Origin of the sequence: Hydrogenophaga flava NBRC 102514, assembly GCF_001571145.1 — a bacterium.
GTDB lineage: Bacteria > Pseudomonadota > Gammaproteobacteria > Burkholderiales > Burkholderiaceae_C > Hydrogenophaga > Hydrogenophaga flava.
The window spans coordinates 1-20,268 of record NZ_BCTF01000021.1 but is presented as its reverse complement, the minus strand read 5'-3'; the positions used below and the strand labels follow the sequence as shown (position 1 = coordinate 20,268).

Annotated in this window: 20 protein-coding genes and 1 pseudogene; 9 read left to right on the top strand and 12 right to left on the bottom strand. The window is 68.0% G+C overall.

Annotated elements, in window-relative coordinates; genetic code table 11:
- Window positions 1-27: 27 nt before the first annotated feature.
- Window positions 28-345, bottom strand: a complete 318-nt coding sequence (locus HFL01S_RS17645; RefSeq protein ID WP_066260987.1) for a BON domain-containing protein — start codon at window positions 343-345, stop codon at window positions 28-30.
- Between the two features lie 275 nt (window positions 346-620).
- On the opposite strand from HFL01S_RS17645, the gene HFL01S_RS17640 reads away from it, so the two are divergent.
- The gene (locus HFL01S_RS17640) at window positions 621-950 is read left to right on the top strand and encodes a DUF1840 domain-containing protein (protein ID WP_066260985.1); all 330 of its coding nucleotides are present in this window, start codon (window positions 621-623) and stop codon (window positions 948-950) included.
- A 295-nt stretch (window positions 951-1,245) separates the two neighbouring features.
- Here HFL01S_RS17640 and HFL01S_RS17635 read toward each other — a convergent pair whose 3' ends face one another.
- From HFL01S_RS17635 to speB (HFL01S_RS17600), 8 genes are all read right to left on the bottom strand, one after another.
- Window positions 1,246-2,211 carry a 2-hydroxyacid dehydrogenase gene (locus tag HFL01S_RS17635; protein ID WP_066260984.1) on the bottom strand — a complete coding sequence of 322 codons (966 nt, stop codon included), beginning with the start codon at window positions 2,209-2,211 and terminating at the stop codon, window positions 1,246-1,248.
- Window positions 2,208-2,960 (bottom strand): class II aldolase/adducin family protein, encoded by a 753-nt coding sequence (locus HFL01S_RS17630; protein ID WP_066260981.1) that lies wholly within the window; start codon window positions 2,958-2,960, stop codon window positions 2,208-2,210. The genes HFL01S_RS17635 and HFL01S_RS17630 overlap by 4 nt, the downstream gene beginning before the upstream one ends.
- Window positions 2,961-2,976: 16 nt before the next feature.
- On the bottom strand, window positions 2,977-4,524 hold the full coding sequence (locus tag HFL01S_RS17625) for an amino acid ABC transporter permease/ATP-binding protein (protein ID WP_066260980.1): 1,548 nt from the start codon (window positions 4,522-4,524) through the stop codon (window positions 2,977-2,979).
- A gap of 34 nt (window positions 4,525-4,558) precedes the next feature.
- Complete coding sequence (locus HFL01S_RS17620; RefSeq protein WP_084383459.1) at window positions 4,559-5,356, bottom strand: ABC transporter substrate-binding protein; 798 nt, start codon at window positions 5,354-5,356, stop codon at window positions 4,559-4,561.
- A gap of 88 nt (window positions 5,357-5,444) precedes the next feature.
- Window positions 5,445-6,524 carry an isopenicillin N synthase family dioxygenase gene (locus HFL01S_RS17615; protein ID WP_066260977.1) on the bottom strand — a complete coding sequence of 360 codons (1,080 nt, stop codon included), beginning with the start codon at window positions 6,522-6,524 and terminating at the stop codon, window positions 5,445-5,447.
- 27 nt (window positions 6,525-6,551) lie between these two features.
- Complete coding sequence (locus tag HFL01S_RS17610; protein WP_066260975.1) at window positions 6,552-7,415, bottom strand: sugar phosphate isomerase/epimerase family protein; 864 nt, start codon at window positions 7,413-7,415, stop codon at window positions 6,552-6,554.
- On the bottom strand, window positions 7,412-8,407 hold the full coding sequence (gene speB / locus HFL01S_RS17605) for an agmatinase (protein WP_066260974.1): 996 nt from the start codon (window positions 8,405-8,407) through the stop codon (window positions 7,412-7,414). The genes HFL01S_RS17610 and speB (HFL01S_RS17605) overlap by 4 nt, the downstream gene beginning before the upstream one ends.
- 17 nt (window positions 8,408-8,424) lie before the next feature.
- A complete protein-coding gene (gene speB / locus HFL01S_RS17600) occupies window positions 8,425-9,375 on the bottom strand; it encodes an agmatinase (protein WP_066260973.1) in 951 nt (316 codons plus the stop codon).
- 103 nt (window positions 9,376-9,478) lie between these two features.
- Between speB (HFL01S_RS17600) and HFL01S_RS17595 the strand changes: the two genes are divergently transcribed.
- A complete protein-coding gene (locus HFL01S_RS17595) occupies window positions 9,479-10,381 on the top strand; it encodes a LysR family transcriptional regulator (protein ID WP_066260971.1) in 903 nt (300 codons plus the stop codon).
- Between the two features lie 30 nt (window positions 10,382-10,411).
- Here HFL01S_RS17595 and HFL01S_RS17590 read toward each other — a convergent pair whose 3' ends face one another.
- A complete protein-coding gene (locus tag HFL01S_RS17590) occupies window positions 10,412-11,368 on the bottom strand; it encodes a LysR family transcriptional regulator (protein WP_066260969.1) in 957 nt (318 codons plus the stop codon).
- A gap of 92 nt (window positions 11,369-11,460) precedes the next feature.
- On the opposite strand from HFL01S_RS17590, the gene HFL01S_RS17585 reads away from it, so the two are divergent.
- The 3 genes from HFL01S_RS17585 to HFL01S_RS17575 all read left to right on the top strand — a co-directional run bounded on the left by HFL01S_RS17585 (window position 11,461) and on the right by HFL01S_RS17575 (window position 14,018).
- Window positions 11,461-12,456, top strand: coding sequence for a Bug family tripartite tricarboxylate transporter substrate binding protein (locus tag HFL01S_RS17585; RefSeq protein ID WP_066260968.1), 996 nt, complete (start codon window positions 11,461-11,463; stop codon window positions 12,454-12,456).
- Between the two features lies 1 nt (window position 12,457).
- The gene (locus tag HFL01S_RS17580) at window positions 12,458-13,471 is read left to right on the top strand and encodes an alpha/beta fold hydrolase (RefSeq protein WP_066260966.1); all 1,014 of its coding nucleotides are present in this window, start codon (window positions 12,458-12,460) and stop codon (window positions 13,469-13,471) included.
- A gap of 67 nt (window positions 13,472-13,538) precedes the next feature.
- Entirely contained in the window at window positions 13,539-14,018 is a 480-nt protein-coding gene (locus HFL01S_RS17575) for a VOC family protein (protein WP_066260965.1), read from the top strand.
- Window positions 14,019-14,044: 26 nt separating this feature from the next.
- Here HFL01S_RS17575 and HFL01S_RS17570 read toward each other — a convergent pair whose 3' ends face one another.
- On the bottom strand, window positions 14,045-14,956 hold the full coding sequence (locus tag HFL01S_RS17570; RefSeq protein ID WP_066260964.1) for a LysO family transporter: 912 nt from the start codon (window positions 14,954-14,956) through the stop codon (window positions 14,045-14,047).
- A 148-nt stretch (window positions 14,957-15,104) separates the two neighbouring features.
- On the opposite strand from HFL01S_RS17570, the gene HFL01S_RS17565 reads away from it, so the two are divergent.
- The gene (locus HFL01S_RS17565) at window positions 15,105-16,043 is read left to right on the top strand and encodes a LysR family transcriptional regulator (protein WP_066260963.1); all 939 of its coding nucleotides are present in this window, start codon (window positions 15,105-15,107) and stop codon (window positions 16,041-16,043) included.
- Between the two features lie 55 nt (window positions 16,044-16,098).
- Here the strand turns inward: HFL01S_RS17565 and HFL01S_RS17560 are convergent, their stop codons facing one another.
- Window positions 16,099-16,539 (bottom strand): DUF1801 domain-containing protein, encoded by a 441-nt coding sequence (locus HFL01S_RS17560; RefSeq protein WP_066260961.1) that lies wholly within the window; start codon window positions 16,537-16,539, stop codon window positions 16,099-16,101.
- A gap of 165 nt (window positions 16,540-16,704) precedes the next feature.
- Here HFL01S_RS17560 and HFL01S_RS17555 point away from each other — a divergent pair.
- From HFL01S_RS17555 to HFL01S_RS17545, 3 genes and pseudogenes are all read left to right on the top strand, one after another.
- Window positions 16,705-17,034: pseudogene (locus HFL01S_RS17555) on the top strand (IS110 family transposase); the annotation flags it as partial.
- Between the two features lie 467 nt (window positions 17,035-17,501).
- Window positions 17,502-18,518, top strand: coding sequence for an IS110 family RNA-guided transposase (locus HFL01S_RS17550; RefSeq protein WP_066260958.1), 1,017 nt, complete (start codon window positions 17,502-17,504; stop codon window positions 18,516-18,518).
- Window positions 18,519-19,108: 590 nt separating this feature from the next.
- Window positions 19,109-20,191 carry an IS110 family RNA-guided transposase gene (locus HFL01S_RS17545; protein WP_066260956.1) on the top strand — a complete coding sequence of 361 codons (1,083 nt, stop codon included), beginning with the start codon at window positions 19,109-19,111 and terminating at the stop codon, window positions 20,189-20,191.
- Window positions 20,192-20,268: the final 77 nt, after the last annotated feature.

The following is a 20,268-nucleotide window of genomic DNA, read 5'->3' as shown; positions in this document are numbered from 1 at the left end:
TCTTTCCTGGGTGGTGGGAGGGGACACTTATTTCAGGCGCATGTCGTTGCGCACGGAACGCACGCCGCTGATGCCCTGCACCAGCTGCACCGCACGCTGGATGTCGCCCGCCGAGTTGACGAAGCCGCTGAGCTGGACCACGCCCTTGAAGGTCTCGACGTTGATCTCGGCCGACTTGAGCGACGCGTCGTTGAAGATGGCCGTCTTGACCTTGGCCGTGATGGCCGTGTCGTCCATGTACTGGCCGGTGCTTTCCTGGGTGGCTGTGGAGGCACAGCCCACCACGCTGGTGAGCGCAGCGGCTGCGAGCAGGAGGATGGAGAAACGTTGGGTGCTGGTTTTCATGGGGGGCTTTCGGTAGGAGAGGAATGGCAGCGTCCGCGAACAGCGGTGCTGCAGGGCCATGCTTTTGCGAGACCCGTGCACGCATGCTGGCGTCCGGGCCGGCGTGCGTCTGTGCGCTGGCGAACCCACGGATGCCTCATGACACGCATCGGGCACGTGCTTGACTTACGGGTTTGCGCAAAGCGGCCAGTTGGCGTACGGTTGTTGTTGATGTGGTCGCTGGTGACGGATGTGCCGGCGGCCCACCCTCCTGTCACTCCAACCGAAAGCTGCCCATGCTGTACCGATTCAAATCACAGGCCACGGCCGATCTCGTCATGCTGGGCGCCGATGCCCAGGGTGCACTGCGGCTGATCGGCAAAGAACTCACGCCGGAGGGCGTGATCAGCCCGGATCAGTTGCCCCGGGCCATCGACATCCTGCAGCGTGCCTGGCGGGAAGACCACGCCTTGCGCCTGAAGGAGGAAAAGTCGGCGCCGGAACCGCTCCCCGCCACGGACGATGCAGACCCCGATGTGCGGCTGTCACAGCGGCTGGTGCCACTGGTGAGCATGCTGGAGCAAGCCAACAAAGCCGATGTGGCGGTAGTTTGGTCGGCGTCCTGACCGCTCGACTTCGGAACCCAACTGACACTTCTTTGAATCGCCGTGCCTGTCTCCGTTGGCGGTCGGGGCGCGCACGCGCATGCGTGCGGGCTACCACCCGTTGGTGGAGGGCAGGTCATTTGGACCAGGACCTCTAAGAGTTCATGAATGACCGCTTCATTTGCGAGAACATTCGTTGAGTGATCCCCAGCGTACTACTGCAACCGCTGCAGAACAGTTACTCAATCCGTCGCCAACGCCCGCGCCGGAGCGCGGCCAGAGAAAGAAATCGTCCGGTACGCCCGGCGATGGATGCTCAGTAACCGCGCAGCCGGTCCACCGCATGCAGCAGCGCCCTCCTCGCCAGCGCCCGCGCGGTGTTCTCCACGATCTGCCCCGCGATCACCTCGGCGGACGCGGACGAGGCCATGTGCGGGGTGATGACCACGGCAGGCTCGGTCCAAAGCGGGTCGTCGGCCGGCAGGGGTTCGTGTTCGAACACATCGAGCACCGCGGCGCGCAGGTGGCCGCTGCGCAGCGCGTCCACCAACGCCGGCACCACCAGCTGTTCGCCCCGGCCACAGTTGACGAACACCGCGCCCGGCTTCAGCGCGGCGAACCAGTCGGCATTGCACAGGCCGCGCGTCTCGGGTGTGAGCGGCAGCAGCGAGACCACCATGTCCAGCCCTGCCAGGAAGGGGCGCATCGCTTCCGGCCCGGCCCAGGTGGTCACGCAGTCCAGCGCAGCGGGCCTGCGCGCCCAGCCGTGCACATCGAACCCGTGCGCGGCCAGGGTGCGGGCCACTTCAGCGCCCATGGCGCCCAGGCCCATGATGCCGACGCGGTAGGCGCTGGCCGGGCGCTGCGCCGGCATGCGCCATTCGCGGCGCGTCTGCTGTGCCAGCACGCGGTCGAGGTCGCGGTGAAAGTGCAGCGCCGCCCACAGCACGTACTCGGCCATGCCGCGTGCCTGCGCCGGGTCGACGATGCGGGTGACTGGCACATCGGGGGGCAGGTCCGGGTCGCGCAGCAGGTGTTCCACCCCGGCCCCGATGGAGGCCAGCAGCCGCAGGCGCGGCAGGCGCGCCGGCAGGCCCAGGGGCACGAACCAGCCCGCGATGGCGACCACGCTTTGCAGTTCGGTGGTCGCCGTGTCCGGCGTCCAGCACCGCACGCGCAGGCCGGGGCAGGCCCGCGCGGCGGCGCGCTCGAATTCGCCACACAGACCCGAGAGGTCGTCGGTCTCGCTGCACAGCAGCAGGGTCGGCGCGGCACCGCTCACAGGCGGTAGTCCGGTTCGCTGCGCTCCAGATCTCGCAGCCAGGCCGCCCAGACCAGTTGGCGCTCGTGTTCCACGCCGCGGAACTGCTTGCGCACGTGGGCGCTGAGCGCGGGCGGGATGCGCGTGACCGGCCCGGCGATGCTGGCCAGCTGCGCGGCGGCCAGCTGGATCTCGCAGGCCTTGTTGAGGTAGTACATGACGCAGAAGGCGTCGGCCACCGTCGGCCCCACGCTGAGCAGGCCGTGGTGGCGCAGGATCAGGGCCATGTTGTCGGCCAGCGCGGCCTGGATGCGGCTGCGTTCCTCCAGGTTGAAGGCCACGCCTTCGTAGGGATGCACGCCCACCGACTGGTGGAACTCGGCCGAGATCTGGTTGAGCTGCAACAGGCCTTGCTCGCAGGCGGCCACGGCCATGCCGGGCACGGTGTGGGTGTGGATGACGCAGTGGGCGTCGTCGCGTGCGGTGTGCACCGCGCTGTGGATGGTGAAGCCGGCCGGGTTCATCGCGGCGTCGCCCTGCACCACCTTCCCGTCCAGGTCGACCACGATCAGGTCGCTGGCGCGCACCTCCTTGAACAGCAGGCCGAAGGGGTTGAGCAGGAAGCGCTGCTGGCCTTTCTTGCCAACGGGCAGCCGGGCCGAGAAGTGGGTGTAGAGCGTGTCGTCCCAGCCGAAGCGGGCGGCCAGCCGATAGGCGGCGGCCAGGTCGCGGCGCAGGGTGGCCTCGTCGGCCCCGGGGGTGTTGGTCATGAAGTCTCCGTGAAGGTCAGGCTGCAACGGCGGGGCCGTTGTCCAGGCCCATGAAACGGCGCACGCGGGCCAGCGCCGGGTCGTCGCCGGCATCGGGCTGCTGCAGGCGCGCGGGCGGCGCGTCCAGCAGCAGCTGGCCGTTCTCCATGAACACCACGCGGTCGGAGATCTGCAGCGCGAACTCCATCTCGTGCGTGACGATGAGCATGGTCATGCCCTCTTCCGCCAGGTCGCGGACCACCTTGAGCACCTCGCCCACCAGCTCGGGGTCGAGCGCCGAGGTGGGTTCGTCGAACAGCATCACGTCGGGCCGCAAGGCCAGCGCGCGGGCGATGGCCACGCGCTGCTGCTGCCCGCCCGAGAGCTGGTGCGAGTACTTGTGCAGGTGCGCCAGCAGGCCGACCTTGTCGAGCAGGCGCTGAGCGGTGTGCTGGCGCGACACCGGGTCGCCCTGCCCGTGCAGGCCGGGCGCGAGCAGGATATTCTGCAGCACCGTCAGGTGCGGGAACAGGTTGAAGCCCTGGAACACCATGCCGATGCGGCGGATGCCCTGGCGCACGCGGGCCGCGTCCTGCGGCGCGGCGCCCAGCAGGTAGCTCTCGCCGAACAGCACGATCTCGCCCTGGTCCAGGCTCTCCAGCGCGTTGACGGTGCGGATCAGCGAGGTCTTGCCCGAGCCGGAGGGGCCGATGATCGAAATCACATCGCCGGCACCGACCCGCAGGTTCACGCCCTTGAGCACGGCGTGGCTGCCGTAGGCCTTGTGGATGGCCATGAGGTCCAGCGCGGGCGGCGCGCCAGGCCCGCGTTCGGCGGGTGCGACCACCGGCGCCGCGGGCAGGCCGGCGCGCAGCCGGGCCAGGTCCGCCTCGTCCACCGGCGCGGGCTTGCGCCGGTTCAGGTCCAGCCGGCGCTCCAGCGCGCCGAGCGCGGCCCCGAACACGGTGACGATGGCCACGTAGTACACCGCCACCGCGAGCAGGGTTTCGAGGATCAGGAAGTTCTGTGTGTAGAGGCGCTGCCCGGTCAGCAGCAGTTCGGGCAGCGAGATCACCGACACCAGCGAGGTGAGCTTGATGATGGTGACGAACTCGTTGATGAGCGAAGGCAGCGCGATGCGGAAGGCCTGCGGCAGCACGATGCGCGTCTGCGTGGCGAACCAGCCCAGGCCCAGCGCATGACCGGCCTCGCGCTGGCCTTTGGCCACCGACAGCAGGCCGCCGCGGTGGATCTCGGCCATGTAGGCGGCCTCGGTCATGACCATGCCGGTCAGGCCGGCCAGGAACGGGATGCCCAGCACCACGCCGGTGGCGGGGAAGATCTGCGGCAGGTTGTAGACGAACACCAGCAGCACCAGCAGCGGCACGCTGCGGAAGAACCAGACGTAGAAGCGCGCCGGCCAGCGCAGCCAGACGTGGCGCGAGCCCTCGGCCTGGGCCAGGCCAAAGCCCAGCACCAGTCCAAGCAGCCAGGACAGCGAGCCCAGCGCGATCACCATCGCGCTGGCGCGGTAGAACGCGCCCATGGAAAAGAGCGAAAAGAAGTAGGTCCAGTCCAGTTCCATGGGCGGCGTCCTCGTGTCGTGGGGCGGCGGCGGATTACTTGACGGGCGTGAGCTCGTACTTCTTGATCAGCGCGTCGTATTCGCCGCTCTTGCGGATCGCGGCCATGGCGGTCTCGAAGGACTGCTTGAGGGCCGTGTTGCCCTTCTTGACGTAGATGCCCAGGGTTTGCGGGTAGACCAGGTCGGGCGAGCTGATGGTCACGCGGCCCTTGGTCTTCTCCACGATCATCTTGGCGGCGCCGGCGATCTCCAGCTGGGCGTCGACGTTGCGGGACATGATGGCCTGCGACACCTCGGGCGCGGTGGGGAACTCCATCACCGTGATGGCGCCCTTGCCGGTGGCCTTGCAGTGTTCGTCCGACAGGGTCTTGAGCAGCTTGACCCATGAGGTGCCGGCCTGCAGGCCGACCTTGAGGCCGCACAGGTCCTTCTCGGTCTTCGGCGCCACTTTGCTGTCCTTGGCGACCATGATCAGCGCGCCCGAGCTGGCGTAGGGGATGGCGTCGGCCTGGGCCAGGCGCTCGGGCGTGATGTAGAGGCCCGAGACCACGGCGTCGTGCTGGCCGGCGGCCAGGCCCGGAATCAGGTTGACGAACTTGGTGTCGGTCAGCGCGGGCTTGAGCTTCATCTCGCGCGTCAGCAGCGCGGTGAGGTCGGGGTCGAAGCCGACGATCTTGTCGCCGTCGTAGGACTCGAACGGCGGGTAGGTGGCTTCCAGGCCGACCTTGAGCACGCCGGGGGCCATGGTCTGCGCCTGGGCGCCGGCCAGACAGCCCAGCCCGACGAGGGCGGCCAGGGCGGTGCGGGTGAAGGAAGTGGTCAGTGGGGACATGGCATGGACTCCTGAAGGAAGGGAACAGACAAGGAAAGGCAAGGGACGGGGAACGGGATGCGTGAACCGGGTAAACGGCCGGCGGCGCTCAGGGCGCGGTTGCCTCGGCGGGGGTTGTCGCCAGCGTCTTGAACTGGCCGAAGCTGGTGGTGTTGCGGGCGTTGGCCGGCAGCTGCAGCTCGCCGCGCGCGACCTTCTCGCGCAGGTAGCGGTAGGTCTGCAGCGCCATGCTCCACATGTGCTCGCCAATCGCGATGTCGCCGTAGCGCGCACGCGCCTCGCCCGCGGGGTCGAAGGCTGGCAGCGGTGCGATGCGGGTGGCGTAGTCGCAGGCGAAGAACAGCGGGAACGAATAGCGCTCGTGCCGCACCTTGCGCACACGATGCGTGGTGGCGACAAAGGCGCCGGCGGTCATCACCTCCAGCATGTCGCCCACGTTGATGACGTACAGCTCCTCGCCGTCGATGGTCAGCGGCGGCGCGTCGACCCAGCGGCCCTGGTCGTTGAGCACCTCCAGCCCGGCCTGGTCGGCCAGCAGCAGGGTGAAGCACTCGTAGTCGGTGTGGGCGCCGATGCCCGGCGTGTCTTCGGCCGCCGGGTCCACCGGGTAGTGGATCAGGCGCAGCTTGGACGGCGGGCAGGTCACGTACTGGTCCAGCGCGTCCTCGGGCTGGCCCAGCGCCAGCGCAAAGCCGTGCAGCAGCGTGCGGCCGAGCGAGAAGATGCTGTCGTAGTAGGCCGCAACCGCCTCGCGAAAGCCCGGCAGTTCGGGCCACTTGTTGCCGCCGATCAGCGGCTGGCCAGCCTGCACGAAGGGGTGGTCGTCGGCGGCCTCGAAGCCAATGTCGTAGGCCTCCTTGTGGTCGGGCTTGCCACTGCCGTAGATCTCTTCGCCCTCGGGCACGAAGCCCTTGTGGCCGCGGCCCAGACCGATGTGGTGGCGCATCTTCCAGTCCAGGTCCTGCGCAAACAGCTGCTGCGCGGCGCGGCGCAGGCCGGCGATCTGTTCGCGCGGGATGCCGTGGCCCTTGACGTAGAAGAAACCGACGTGGCGGGCCGCATGGCCGAGCTGGTCGGCCACGGCCTGGCGGTCGGCCAGCTCGGGGCTGAACAGGCCGCGGATGTCGATGACGGGCAGCGATTCGAAGTTGGCGGTGGTGGTGGGCATGGTTTGCAGGACGTTGCAGAAACGGGTTCAGGCGGGCACGGCCTCGGCCTGGGCGGCGCGCCACTGCGCGAAGTGCTCGGTCTCGGCGCGGGCCATCCACTGGTTCAGGCCCCAGGTGTCGGCCACGGGGGCCTGGGTGAAGGGCAGCAGGTGGGTGTAGCCGTCGGGGCCGAACTCGGGCGTGAGCGTGGTCACCGCCTGGCCGCGCGCGCGCTGCGCGGCCCAGATGCGCTCCCACACGCCGCGGTGGAAGGCCAGCGCTTTGGCGTACTCGGGCGCGGCCGGGTGCGGCACCTGCGGCCCCTGGTCGTAGCCCACGCGGGCCTGCACGTGGTGCACCCGTTCGATGAAGGGCGCGAGGTCGTCGGCCGGGTCGTCCAGCAGGCGCTCGCACACCACCACCCAGTGGCTGATGTCGGCGGTGAAGCGCAGCTGCGGCAGCTGGGCGATCACCTCCAGCGCCACCCAGGGGCTGTAGAGAGAGGTGGCGCGGTGGATCTCGAAGCTGCACACCGCGCCGGCCGCGTCGGCCAGGGCCTGCGCGCGGCCGAAAAACTCGACCTGTTTCGCCAGCGGCCAGCGGTCGTTGCCGGGCAGCACGTTGAGGAAGCGCGCGCCCACGGCCTGCGCACCGTCTAGGCTGGCGGCCAGCCGGTCCCAGTGCTGCTGCAGCGTCCAGTCCTGGCGCGGCACCACGTCGCCGCCGGTGAACACCACGGCGATGTAGTCCAGCCCTTCCTGCTGCAGGCTATGGCGCAGCGCGCGCTGGGCGAACGGGTCGCCGGGCAGCCGCGCCTCCACACCAACCGCGCCCATTCGACGCACCTCGGCGGCGCAGGTGGCCCAGTCGCCCTGCCAGCCCCAGAGGGAACGGAACAAGTCGAGCTTCATGCGGCTGCCTCCGGGGCCGGCGCGCGGCCGAGCCGGGCGTGCGCATCGGCCAGCAGGCACAGCAGCTCGAACGCCATGGTCGCGCCCACCAGCGAGGTCACGCCGCCCACGTCGAACGGCGGGCTGACCTCGACCACGTCGGCACCGATCAGGTGCAGCCCCTGCAGGCCGCGCACCAGGTGCTGCGCCTGCAGCGTGCTCATGCCGCCGATCTCCGGCGTGCCGGTGCCGGGGGCGAAGCACGGGTCCAGGCAGTCGACGTCGAAGCTGATGTAGGTGGGCGCGTCGCCGGCGATGCCGCGCGTTTCGGCCAGCAGGTCCTCGTTGCTGCGGGCCGCCACCTCTTCCATGTGGATCACGCGGATGCCCACCGCCTTGGCGAAGTCGAGGTCGGCCGGGTCGTAGACCGAGCCGCGGATGCCGATCTGCACCGTGCGCTTCGGGTCCAGCAGGCCCTCTTCCACCGCGCGGCGGAACGGCGTGCCGTGGGTGTAGCGCTGGCCACCGAAGTAGCTGTCGTTGGTGTCCGAGTGGGCGTCGAAATGCACCATGCCGACTGCGCCATGGCGGGCGATGCCGCGGAACACCGGCAGCGTGACCAGGTGGTCGCCGCCCACCGACAGCGGCCGCACGCCGGCCGCGTGCACCCGGCGGTAGAAGGCCTCGATCAGGTCCAGGCCCAGCATCAGGTCCATGGGCGGCAGCGCCACGTCGCCCAGGTCGGCCACGCGCGCCAGGTCATACGGCGCGATGCGGCTGACGTGGTGCACCTTGCGCATCAGGGCCGACTGGTTGCGCACCTCGCGCGGGCCGTGGCGGGCACCGGCCCGGTTGGTGGTGCCGGCGTCCCAGGGCAGGCCGATCAGGCCGATGTCGACGGTATCCTGCCGGTCGGGTTCGACCAGGGGCAAGCGCATGAAGGTGGACAGGCCGGCGAAACGCGGCACCTGAGCGGCGTCCTGCGGCTGGGGGAACGGATGGCGGGCGTTCATGACAAGGACTCCTGGGTTCAGCGAACGGGAACACCCGGCAGCGCGCAGAGCATTTCGTAGAGCAGGTTGGTGGCCAGCTGGGCGGTGTTGCCGCTCTGGTCGTAGGGGGGCGAGACCTCGACCAGGTCGCCGCCGATGAGGTTCAGCCCGCGGCAGCCGCGCACGATCTCCAGGCCCTGGATGCTGGTCAGGCCGCCGACCTCGGGCGTGCCGGTGCCGGGCGCCCAGGCGGGGTCGATGCCGTCGATGTCGAAGCTCAGGTACACCGGGCCGTCGCCCATGGTCTGGCGCACCTCGTCCATCAGCGGCGCGAGCGGGCGGTACCAGCACTGCTCGGCCGTGAACAGGCGGAAGCCCTGGTCCACGCCCCACTGGAAGTCGGCGCTGGTGTAGCCCTGGGCCCGCTGGCCGATCTGCACCACCCGCCTGCAGTCCAGAAGACCCTCTTCCACCGCGCGGCGGAAGGTGGTGCCGTGGGCGATCTTCTCGCCGAACATGTGGTCGTTGGTGTCGGTGTGGGCGTCCACATGGACCAGCCCCACCGGGCCGTGCTTCTTCACCAGCGAACGCAGGATGGGCAGCGTGATGGTGTGGTCACCGCCCAGCGTCAGCGGCACCACCTTGTGCGGCAGCAGGGTGTCGTAGTGCGCCTCGATGATGCGCACCGATTCGAGCAGGTTGTACGTGTTGATGGGCACATCGCCCAGGTCGGCCACCTGCAGGCCATCGAACGGCGCGGCGCCCGTGGCCATGTTGTACGGCCGGATCATCACCGACTCGTTGCGGATGCTGCGCGGACCAAAACGGGTGCCCGCACGCAGCGAGGTGCCGATGTCCAGCGGCACGCCGATGAAGGCGGCGTCCAGCCCCTCGGGCGTGTCGGCGGCGGGCAGCCTCAACATGGTGCCGCGCCCCGCAAAACGGGGCATCTCGTTGCCCCCCTGGGGCTGGTTGAAGTGAGCGGTCATTCGGTTCCGGGTCGGTGGTCGTGTGCTGGTGCCCATTCTTCGGGCGCCCCCTGGCACGACAAATGCTCAGAACCAAAAACTCACTTCAGACTTTTCGAAACCAATGTCCACCACGTCGACCGTCCCCACGCCCGACCTGAAACTGCTGCGCATCTTTGCCAGCGTGGCCCGCCACCAGGGCTTCGCCAAGGCGCAGCAGGAACTCAACCTCACGCTATCGGCCATCAGCACCTACATGAGCCAGCTCGAAGGCCTGCTGGGCTTCAAGCTCTGCGACCGCGGCCGCAGCGGCTTTTCGCTCACCGAAAAGGGCGAGCTGCTGCTGAACGAGGCGCAGCGCCTGCTGGGCGAGATCGACGGCTTCGGCAGCTTCGCCGCATCGCTAAAGGGGGGCCTCTCGGGCACGCTGCGCATCGGCGTCATCGACTCCACCGTCACCGACAGCGCCCTGCGCCTGTCGGACGCGATCGGTGATTTCAACCAGCGCCACCCCGCCGTGCACCTGGGCCTGTTCGTCAAGAACCCGCACGACCTGCAGGAAGCCCTGCTGGGCAACGAGCTGGACCTGGCGATCGGCTTCTTTCCCACCCGCCCGCCAGGCCTGGTGTTCCAGCCCCTCTACCGCGAACAGCAGTGGCTGTACTGCAGCAACCAGCACCCGCTGTTCGCCCAGCGCCATATCGCCGAGGCGCAGGTGTCCGAACTCAACGTGGTGCGCCGCAGCTACTGGAGCAAGGCCGAGCTGGGCAAGCACGGCATGAAGAACAGCGTGGCCACGGTGGACAGCATGGAGGCGCAGCTGTTCCTCATCCTCTCGGGCGGCTACGTGGGCTACCTGCCCGAACACTACGCCCAGCCCTGGATGGACCAGGGCAAGCTGCGCGTGCTGCTACCGGCCAGCTTCGGCTTCCAGTCGCCCTTCATGCTGGCCACACGGCGCGGCCGCGGGCGCGAGGCGCCGATCCAGATCATGCGCGAGCTGCTGCTGCGCAAGATGCGGGGCTGAGACGGGCCGGCGGGCGGCGGCCCGCCGGGCTCAGGCGCCCCCGCCGGATGGCACCTCGGCGTCGGCGCTCAGCAGCCACCGGGCCAGCAGGACCGGCGCCGCGCGGGTGCCCTGCTCCGGCTGCAACACCCCCACCGGCTCCAGCGAGAACCCCGTGTCCATGGCCACCGTGGACAGCAGCCCCTGGGCCAGCCAGGCGGCCATGGAGCGGTGCGGCAACAGGGCCAGCAAAGGCTTGTTCCGCAGCAGCCAGACCAGCGTGGACAGCGACCGCGTCACCACCGGGTAGGTGGCCGCCGGCCGGGGGAAGCCGGCCGCCACCTCCTCGAACCGGACGCGGGCGATGCTGTCCACCGGCGGCAGCAGCCAGGTGGCCTCCGACAGAGTCTTCCAGGAGCGGAGCCGCCGTCCCGCGAGCGGGTTGTGGGGGCCGCAGACCACCACCAGGTGATCGCTGGCGACGGCATCGAAGCGCCAGCCGCTGGGCACCACCGCTGGCCGGCGGCACGCCGCCAGGTCGACCTGCCCCGACGAGACCTGCAGCAGCAGGTCGTCGCGCTCCAGCTCCTGCAGCTGCACGCCGACCTGCGGGTGGCGCTCGCCAAAGGCGGCCAGGGCCGGCAACAGGAAGCCGTTGATGGCCGCACCCGACGCGACCAGCCGCACCACGCCCTGCCCCTGGTGCTGGCGCGCGGCCACCGCCTCTGCGCCGGCGCCCAGGCCGGCCACGATCTGGCGGGCCACCGGCAGCAGGTCCAGGCAGGCCTCGGTCGGCCGCACACCCCGCGCGTGGCGGTGGAACAGCGGCACCTCCAGCAGCTGCTCCAGATACGCCAGCGACTGCGTCACCGACGACTGCGTCATGCCCATGGCGTCTGCAGCGCGCTGCACGCTGCCCAGCTCCGCCAGCTCCATGAGCACCTGCGCATGGCGGAACTTGCCCCGGGCCAGGAGGCGGTTGAGCAGGACGGTGGAGGCGGCGGGCATGGTATTGGAGAGTCTAATGGCTACCCCAAATTTTTTACTTGTCTCCGATGGGGAATGCCCCGACCATGCGGCCACAAACACAGGAGACAAGCATGACCTCAGCACCCGCGCCACTCACGCGCAGGCAGATCCTCGCCCTGGGCGGACTGGGCACCCTGCACGCCCTCGCCCCGTCGGTGGCGTCGGCCCAGGCCCCCTTCCCCAACCGCCCCATCCAGTTCATCGTCGCCGCGCCGGCCGGCGGGCCGTCGGACAACGCGGCGCGCATGATCGCCGACGAGATGGGCAAGCTGCTGGGCCAGCCCATGGTCGTGGTGAACAAGCCCGGCAGTGCGGGCGTGATTGCCGCCGAAGCCACAGCCCGCGCGGCACCCGACGGTCACACGCTGATGCTGTCCTGGATCGGCAACGCCACCAGCCCGGGCCTGGTGGCCAAGCTGCCGTTCGACATCAACCGCGACTTCGTGCACATCGCATTCGCGCTGGCCGGCGCGAACGCGCTCATCGTGCACCCCTCCACCGGCTTCAAGACCCTGGCCGATCTGGTGAAACACGCCAAGGCCCACCCCGGCCGGCTGAGCTATGCCAGCTCGGGCAACGGCACGTCCGGCCACCTGGCGATGGAGATGTTCAAGCAGCGCGCCGGCATCTCCATGCTGCACATCCCCTACCGCGGCGGCGCGCCCGCACTCACCGACCTCATGGCCGGGCAGGTGCAGCTGATGTTCCTCAACCAGGACGCGGTCATCGCGCCCAGCGCGGCCGGCAAGGTCGTGCCGCTGGCCATCAGCAGCGCGCAGCGCAACCCGCTGCTGCCCCAGGTGCCCACGGTGGCGGAATCGGGCTACCCCGGCTTCGAGGCCACGGCCTGGGCCGGCATCTCTGGACCACAGGGCATTCCCGCGCCGGTGGTCGCCGCCATCGAGGCCGCCGCACTCAAAGCGCTGAACGGCCCGCTCAAGGCCCGCATCGAGGCCACCGGCGCCACCGTGGTCGCGACCGGCAAGGACAGCTTCACCCCCTTCGTCCAGCGCGAGACCGAGACCTGGACCCAGGTCATCAAGACCGCCGGCATCAAGGTCGACTGACATGCTGAACACCCTTTCACTGGGCGCCCACCGGCTGTCCAGCGGCACCGAACTGCCCGCGCTGGACGTGGCCTACGTCACCTTCGGCCAGCTCGCCTCCGACGGCGGCAACGCCGTGCTGGTGACCCACGGCTACACCAGCGGCCCGTCCATGCTCACGCCCGGGCATCTGGTGGCCGAAGGTTCGTGGGCGCCGCTGCTCGGCCCCGGCCGACCCTTGGACACCGACCGCTTCTTCATCGTCTGTTCCAACATGCTGGGTTCCTCGTTCGGCACCACCGGCCCGAACACCACCAACCCCGGCACCGGCCGGCACTGGGGCCCCGACTTTCCCGCCATCACGCTCGAAGACATTGTGGCGGTGCAGCACCGCCTGCTGCAGCACCTGGGCGTGCGCCACCTGCGCGCGGTGGTCGGCCCGTCCTACGGCGGATGGCAGGCCCTGCAGTGGGCGCTGTCACACCCCGACATGGTGGACGCCGCGGGCGTGCTGATGCCCGGCCTCACCCACCCCCAGGGCCTGAGCGCCGCGTCCACGCGCCAGCGTTTTGCCGACCACCCGGCCTGGCACGGCGGCTGGCACTATGGCGACCCGCGCATGCAAGACCTGCTGATGGACCTGCGCCTGCAGACCCTGCGCAGCTACGGCCTGGAGCGCCTGTTCGAGGCGCGCATCGCCGACCCGGTGCAGCGCCAGGTCGCCATGGACAAGGCCTGCCGCCAGTGGGCCGAGCGCTTCGACCCCAACAGCATGGTCACCCTGGCGGCCGCGGCCGAACGCTTCGATGTGCGCCGCCGCCTCGCCGACATCCGCGCGCGCCTGCTGTTCATGGTCTGCACCACCGACGCCATCTTCCCGCCCGACCCCGCGGTGCGCGCCCTGCTCGGCACGGTCCCCGGGCCGCTGCGTTACCGCGAGCTGGACAGCCCCTACGGCCACATGGCCTCAGGCGTCGAATGGCCGCGGCTGGAAGGCGACCTGCGCTGGCTGCTGGACCCGACAACACCGGTGTGACGTCGGCTCCCTGGAATCTGTAGTTCCGGGCTATCGTTGGAACCTTTCGAAAACCAAGGAGACGCCCATGCCCGCCAAGAACACCGTCTGCCTCTGGTTCAACGGCACAGCAGAAGAAGCCGCGCGCTTCTACGCCGCCACCTTCCCCGACAGCGCCGTGGGTGCGGTCATGCGCGCGCCCGGCGACTTCCCCTCGGGCAAACAAGGCGACGTGCTCACCGTCGAATTCACTGTCATGGGCATCCCTTGTCTGGGGCTCAACGGCGGTCCGGGCGTGTCGCACGGCATGGCCTTCTCGTTCCAGGTGGCCACCGACGACCAGGCCGAAACCGACCGCCTGTGGAACGCCATCATCGGCAACGGCGGCGAAGCAAACGCCTGCGGCTGGTGCAAGGACAAGTGGGGCCTGTCGTGGCAGATCACCCCGCGCGCGCTGACCTCCGCCATCACCGACCCCGACCGCGCCGCGGCCCAGCGGGCGTTCAACGCGATGATGGAGATGACGAAGATCGATATCGCGGTGATCGAGGCGGCGCGGCGGGGGTGAGCCCCTCCCCTGGGTTCAGCCGGCCATCAACGGGCCGCCCCGAGGAACAACACGATGAACACCGGGCTGAGCAAGGTGAGCACCAGCCCGCTCAACAAGGCCAGAGGCACCACCCCCATGCCGCACTGGGCGCGGATCAGTGGCAAGGTCGCATCCAGCGCCGTCGCCCCACAGAGACCGATCGACTCGCGGCTGAACCGGGCGCCGAACAAGTAGAGCGCCGTGATGGCCATCAGCTCGCGCAGCATGTCCGTCACCATGGTGATGGCGCCATATTCATCGCCCAATGCGTTGCTCACCAGCACGCTGGACAGCGTGACCCAGCCAAACCCGCTGGCAATCGCCAGCGCCACGCGCGCAGATTCGCCGGTCCACAACGCGGCGCCCAGGCCGCCGAGCACTGAGCCACCGATCACCAGCAGGGGCACCGCCCAGGCCACTGGGTCTCGCCATATCCGGGCCAACGGCACCTCCACCAGCTCCACCCCGATCAGCAACACCATCACATAGATCAGATGGTGGGTGTCGATGAGCCCCAGCACGGGCAGGTCGTACTGCCCGACCACCACACCGGCGGCCACGGTCCCCAGGGCCATCAGGCAATCCACACCGGCCTGCCGCCACCGTTGCGGCACGGAGGCTCCACTCCGCGCCCCTGCCGATGCGTTCTGGCTCTTGAGGAACAGCAGCATCAGGCCCCATGATCCGGCCGTCGTCAGAAGGGCAAAGATCGCCGCCGTCGACAGGATCCTGCCCAGTGCAGACCCGACCTGAAGAATGGCGCTGAACTCCCGCCCGCAATAGAACAACAGCAGAAAGATCAGCACCCGCAAGGCGCGGCCGGTCCAGCGTGCAGACAGTGGAACGAAGCGGCCCAGCAAGAAGCCGAAAGACAACGCCAGGCCGATGGGCCAGAGGGATTGAAAGATGAACTGCATGAAAGACCCGCGACGGAAAACGTGCGCGCCAATGCGCGCGGCTGCACCTGCGAGTCAGTATCCCGTCGTGGTGCGCGCAGGGGAATGAACCCGAACCGATTTGAGAATTCCCCGCGCTGGAATGCCGGGCCCGCCTGGAAACTGCTCTATGCAAAACCGATTGGAGATGCTGCGAATCTTCTGCGCAGCGGCCGAGTCAAAGAACTTCAGGGAAGCCGCCCAGCAGCTGGGCATCTCTCCGCAAAGCGTCACGCGCGCCATCCAGGAGCTGGAGACCCAGGTGGGCGAGGTGCTGTTTCATCGCAGCACGCGACAGTGCCAGATCACGCGCGAAGGCGAACGCTGGGCCGAGCTGGCCAGGCGCGGGGTCGATGGTGTCGACGCCTTGTTCACAGCGCCTGCGTCCCGCGCGACCGGCCCGGTGGAAGGCGTGGTGCGCCTGACCGCTCCGCAGCCCATCGGCCAGACAGCGCTGATCGCCAGCCTGGCCCGTTTGCAGGCGGTCCATCCCGGGCTGCAGTTCGAGCTGCACCTGGAAGACGAAGAAACCGATGTGGTCGATGAACGCATCGACATCGGCATCCGGCACGGCCTCATCCGCGACACCCGCTTCGTGGCGCGGCAAGTGGCCGAAGTCCCCTTCTTCATCGTGGCAGCCCCGGCCCTGCTGGAGCGCATCGGCGTGCCCCGAACGCTGGCAGAGCTGCAACTGGGCCCGGTGATCGGCACACTGGACCGCCGCACCGGCAAGCCCTGGCCGTGGTTCCTGAAGCAGCTGCCGCAATGGGTGCCGCGGCAACTGGCCTTCACCAGCAACAGCACACAGGCCGAATGCGCCGCCGCACTGGCCGGGCTCGGCGTGGCCCAGTTGCCCGGATTCGTGGCCGCCCCACACCTGCAGCAAGGCACGCTGGTGGCGGTGCTGCCCAAGCTAGCCCCACCGCCCTGGCCCATCAGCGTGTACCGGCCGCAGCGCAGCCCGGTGTCGGCGCGCGTGAGGAAGGTGTACGACGCGCTGGTCAAGGACTTCTCGAACCCGCAGCTGTTTCCTGTGGGTGCGGGCTTGAGCAAGGTGGTTAGCGGTTGAAACGCGATCACCGTCACCGTCCAGGCCCACGGGTTCGTTGGCGTCTCACGTAGAGTTAGGCTGCACCCTGGGCTCTCCTGACGGATGCCTTCTTGCGCGAATGAAGCGTGAGCGCTGCATCAATGCAGAACGCCAGCGCGTCCTTGGGGACCTTCTCGTCGAGTGCGAACACAAGGGCTCGATTCCCTTCGAAGCGGAACTCCTTGGGAAACAAGGTCCTGAATGTCTCGACAAGGCCGCTCTGGCAGTGAAAGTACATGGCGTACTGGTGAGGTGCACGTGCCTTCCAGTCCATGCGAACCGTGCTACCGCTTTTGGACTTCGCCGTGACGTACGCCGGCTCGCCCCACTTCAAGGTTTCCTGAAGTTCGCCCACGTCTGGGGATCTTGCTGCAGTGTCGAAGACCAGTTCTCGAAGCGCGAGCATCTTGGCTCGGACCTTTGGCGGGTAGGACCTAAATCGGGCGTCTACTGCTGGATCCGAGAACGGTTTCATGGGTCACCTGCGCCATCGTGGGTGAGTTGTGCAGCCTAACGAATGAAAGGGACTTCCCCGTCCCGGATGATCCGCTCAATTGCGGGGTACGGCATCCAAGTGCCACGATGGGAAGTGCGAAATCTCATCAACTCACTCGCTTGTTGGAAGGGGAAGTCCACGGCAATCGTATCCGTTGGCATCGATCTGGCAAAGAAAGTCTTTGCCGTTCACGGCGTGGATGAAGCGGGCAAGCCCGCGTTGGTGCGCCCCACTTTCCCGCGCGCCCGTCTGCTCGAACTCATCGCATCGCTGCCGCCTTACCTGATCGGCATAGAGGCCTGCTCCGGCGCCCACCATTGGGCGGGCGAGTTTGCGAAGTTCGGTCACACCGTGCGCCTGATGGAGCCTAAGTTCGTCATCCCCTACCGCCTATCGGGCAAACGCGGCAAGAACGATGCGGCCGACGCCGCCGCCATCTGCGAAGCCGTCACCCGGCCCACCATGCGCTTCATGCTACGAGACCCGACTTGCCTCTGCCGAGCAGTGGTGCGCTTACTCTGGCACCTGCGGTACGTCGTAGTCCACCAGCCCAACATCGGCAAGAGGTATCCCGTGCGCTTCGAGTTGGCGCTTGAGCGCAACGACAACCGAAACGAAAGCAGCTCGGCGTGCAGCTGCCTCCTTAGGCTCCACGTTTCGCCAGAAGCTGACATTGCTCTTGATCTCTCGCTTGAGTTCGGCGACGAAGTCCTTCAGACATTGCTCGTGGGTCTGGATGCGTCGCGTCATGTCGTGCTGAGTGGCTCAGTGTTGGTCGGCTTGCGCTGCTGAGGCGCCACAAGTTGCTGTGTGAGGCCTAACGAATAAAAGGGACTTCCCCGTCCCGAGTGATCCGCGCAATTGCGGGGTACGGCATCAAAGTGCCACGATGGGAAGTGCGAACTCTCATCAACTCACTCGTTTGTTGGAAGGGGAAGTCCATGGCAATCGTATCCGTTGGCATCGATCTGGCAAAGAACGTCTTTGCCGTTCACGGCGTCGATGAGTCGGGCAAGCCCGCGCTGGTGCGCCCGAACGTTGCGCGCGGCAAGCTGCTCGAACTCATTGCCTCGCTGCCACCGTGCCTGATCGGCATGGAGGCCTGCTCCGGCGCCCACCACTGGGCGCGTGAGTTTGCGAAGTTCGGCCACACCGTGCGTCTGATGGCGCCCAAGTTCGTCATCCCCTATCGGCTCTCGGGCAAACGTGGCAAGAACGACGCGGCCGACGCCGCCGCCATCTGCGAGGCCGTCACCCGACCCAACATGCGCTTCGTCCCGGTCAAGAGCATCGAACAGCAGGGCCAGTTGCTGGTACACCGCGCCCGCCAGGGTTTTGTCGAGCAGCGCACCGCCACGCTCAACCGCATCCGCGGTCTGTTGTCAGAGCAGGGCATCGTGTTGCCACTCAAAGCCGCCGTCGTGCGCCGCGAAACGATGGCCCGCCTGGAAGACCTGCCCGGCTGGGCCAACACCGTGATCGGCGATCTGCTGAGCGAAGTCACCCGCCTGGATGAACGCATCAGCCAGTACGACCAGCACATCCGCGCCATGGCTCGCCAGAGCACCGAGGCGCAGCGCCTGATGCAGCTCTCGGGTATCGGAGAGACCACCGCCACGGCGCTGCTGAGCACCATCGGCAACGGGCGCGACTTCAGGTGTGGTCGCCAGCTGTGCTCCTGGCTCGGCCTGGTGCCCGGGCAGTACAGCTCGGGCGGCAAGCAGCGCCTGGGCCGCATCACCAAGGCCGGGGACCCGTACCTGCGCAGCCTGCTGGTGCTCGGTGCACGGGCGGTGCTGGCCGCAGCCAAGAACAAGAGCGATCCGATCAGTCGCTGGGCCAACGCGCTGGCGCAGCGCCGGGGGTACTGGAAAGCGGTGGTCGCCATCGCCGCCAAGAACGCCCGCATGTGCTGGGCTGTGCTCAGCAAAGGGGATGACTTCAGGCTACCGGTCTGAAGGTCGCCGCATCGCAAAAGAGAAAGCAGCAGGGAGATTGATTTCCACCACCGCGTGCAGCCAGCGTTGATGAGTCAGGGTTGGACCTGCGCGGGGCGTGACCGTTTAACTCAAGGAGACCAGGCCCGGTGCTGTCGATCAGGCAAGACCGGCCATCCTCGGCTAACGAATGGGTCCCCCGCGCGCGTCTTTCATCAGGGTCCGCTGCCAGTCAAAGCAGCATCAATGACCGTTTGTAGTTTCGCTGTCCGCATCCCTTGCTCGCTGAGCAACCGGGCTGGGCGCTGAAGGTGGAGATTGGATCGAGTCGAAACACATTCCGTGATCCATCGCTTCGCGATGCATCACGGCCGGATCAGTGTTTGACTTTCGGGGGGAAGCCCTTGTAGTTTGAGCTTAGGGGCGCGCGCAGGCATGGCACTTGGCCCGCGCGGTGGATGATGGACCAAGCCGCCGCGCGGGCCAAGTGCCATGCCGGAGCGCGTCCACTCGAGTGATGGAATGGACTCCCCCGTTTGTTTGCGCGAGAAACGCGCACTGGTCTTCATTGGCGTGGGGATCAGGTCTTCAACAAACGTAAGGAGTCCGAGATGCATGCTACTACCGTGGCCGTCGACTTGGCCAAATCCGTTTTCCAGATCGCCGTTGCCGATGAGCACTGGCGCATCGTTGAAACCCAGCGCCTGACGCGCTCCCAGTTCGAGCGCTGGTTTGCCAACCGCTGCGTTGACCTGGTCGTCATGGAAGCCTGCGGCTCGGCCCACCACTGGGCTCGCTGGTTGAACTCGCTTGGCATCGAGGTCCGCCTGCTGCCCGCCCAGTACGTGCGCGCCTACGTGCGGCGCAACAAGACCGACGCCACCGACGCGGCCGCCCTGCTCGAAGCGGCACGTGCATCGGACATCTGCCCCGTTCGCGTGAAGTCGGTCGAGCAGCAAGCCTTGCAAGGTCTGCACCGCATCCGTTCGCTCTGGATGGGCACGCGCACCTCGCGCATCAACGCCTTGCGCGGCTTCTGCCGCGAGTTCGGCATCACCATCCCGCAAGGTGCTCGCACCGGGGTCGAGACGATCGGCCGCGTGCTGGCCGATCCTCGCTCGGCCGTGCCCGATCTGATCCGGCACACCGCCGGCATGCTGCTCGAAGAAATCCGCCTGCTCGAAGCGCGCATCGCCCAAGTCGAGCGTGAGCTGGCTTCAGTGGCCCGCCACAGCACGGCGTGCACCTTGCTGCTGTCAGTCCCCGGCATCGGGTTGCTCACCGCCACCGCGCTGGTGGCGGCCACGTCGGGTGATGTGACGCACTTCCAGGACGCGCGCCACTTCTCCAGCTGGTTCGGCCTGACGCCGCGCGAATACAGCTCCGGCGCCAGCCGGTACCTGGGGCGCATCTCCAAGAAGGGCGACCGCTACCTGCGCATGCTGCTCACGCACGGCGCCAGGAGCGTGTTGCGGGCGGCCAAGGTGGCCGATGGCGCTGGCAAAGAGGTCTGCGGCATCCGCCGCTGGGCGCTGGATGTGCAGGGCCGCTCCAACCACAACAAGGCCACCTGCGCCCTGGCCAACAAGCTCGCCCGCATCTGCTACGCCACGCTGCGCGACCACGCGCCGTTTGACGAGGCAGCCCGGCTGACAAAAAAACAAAGCCGGCAGAGCTTCGCCCTGCCGGCCTGATCTCATCTCACCAGATCTCTTCACCCACCCCATCTCACCTTGCGACGGGTTTGATCGACCATCATGGCCAACCGGGG

What these genes read in the sequence shown, in the direction of transcription:
- HFL01S_RS17645 (WP_066260987.1), bottom strand. Translation starts at nt 345, where the DNA reads ATGAAAACCAGCACCCAACGTTTCTCCATCCTCCTGCTCGCAGCCGCT.
- HFL01S_RS17640 (WP_066260985.1), top strand. Translation starts at nt 621, where the DNA reads ATGCTGTACCGATTCAAATCACAGGCCACGGCCGATCTCGTCATGCTG.
- HFL01S_RS17630 (WP_066260981.1), bottom strand. Translation starts at nt 2,960, where the DNA reads ATGACCAACACCCCCGGGGCCGACGAGGCCACCCTGCGCCGCGACCTG.
- HFL01S_RS17625 (WP_066260980.1), bottom strand. Translation starts at nt 4,524, where the DNA reads ATGGAACTGGACTGGACCTACTTCTTTTCGCTCTTTTCCATGGGCGCG.
- HFL01S_RS17620 (WP_084383459.1), bottom strand. Translation starts at nt 5,356, where the DNA reads ATGTCCCCACTGACCACTTCCTTCACCCGCACCGCCCTGGCCGCCCTC.
- HFL01S_RS17615 (WP_066260977.1), bottom strand. Translation starts at nt 6,524, where the DNA reads ATGCCCACCACCACCGCCAACTTCGAATCGCTGCCCGTCATCGACATC.
- HFL01S_RS17610 (WP_066260975.1), bottom strand. Translation starts at nt 7,415, where the DNA reads ATGAAGCTCGACTTGTTCCGTTCCCTCTGGGGCTGGCAGGGCGACTGG.
- speB (WP_066260974.1), bottom strand. Translation starts at nt 8,407, where the DNA reads ATGAACGCCCGCCATCCGTTCCCCCAGCCGCAGGACGCCGCTCAGGTG.
- speB (WP_066260973.1), bottom strand. Translation starts at nt 9,375, where the DNA reads ATGACCGCTCACTTCAACCAGCCCCAGGGGGGCAACGAGATGCCCCGT.
- HFL01S_RS17595 (WP_066260971.1), top strand. Translation starts at nt 9,479, where the DNA reads ATGTCCACCACGTCGACCGTCCCCACGCCCGACCTGAAACTGCTGCGC.
- HFL01S_RS17590 (WP_066260969.1), bottom strand. Translation starts at nt 11,368, where the DNA reads ATGCCCGCCGCCTCCACCGTCCTGCTCAACCGCCTCCTGGCCCGGGGC.
- HFL01S_RS17585 (WP_066260968.1), top strand. Translation starts at nt 11,461, where the DNA reads ATGACCTCAGCACCCGCGCCACTCACGCGCAGGCAGATCCTCGCCCTG.
- HFL01S_RS17580 (WP_066260966.1), top strand. Translation starts at nt 12,458, where the DNA reads ATGCTGAACACCCTTTCACTGGGCGCCCACCGGCTGTCCAGCGGCACC.
- HFL01S_RS17575 (WP_066260965.1), top strand. Translation starts at nt 13,539, where the DNA reads ATGCCCGCCAAGAACACCGTCTGCCTCTGGTTCAACGGCACAGCAGAA.
- HFL01S_RS17570 (WP_066260964.1), bottom strand. Translation starts at nt 14,956, where the DNA reads ATGCAGTTCATCTTTCAATCCCTCTGGCCCATCGGCCTGGCGTTGTCT.
- HFL01S_RS17565 (WP_066260963.1), top strand. Translation starts at nt 15,105, where the DNA reads ATGCAAAACCGATTGGAGATGCTGCGAATCTTCTGCGCAGCGGCCGAG.
- HFL01S_RS17560 (WP_066260961.1), bottom strand. Translation starts at nt 16,539, where the DNA reads ATGAAACCGTTCTCGGATCCAGCAGTAGACGCCCGATTTAGGTCCTAC.
- HFL01S_RS17550 (WP_066260958.1), top strand. Translation starts at nt 17,502, where the DNA reads ATGGCAATCGTATCCGTTGGCATCGATCTGGCAAAGAACGTCTTTGCC.
- HFL01S_RS17545 (WP_066260956.1), top strand. Translation starts at nt 19,109, where the DNA reads ATGCATGCTACTACCGTGGCCGTCGACTTGGCCAAATCCGTTTTCCAG.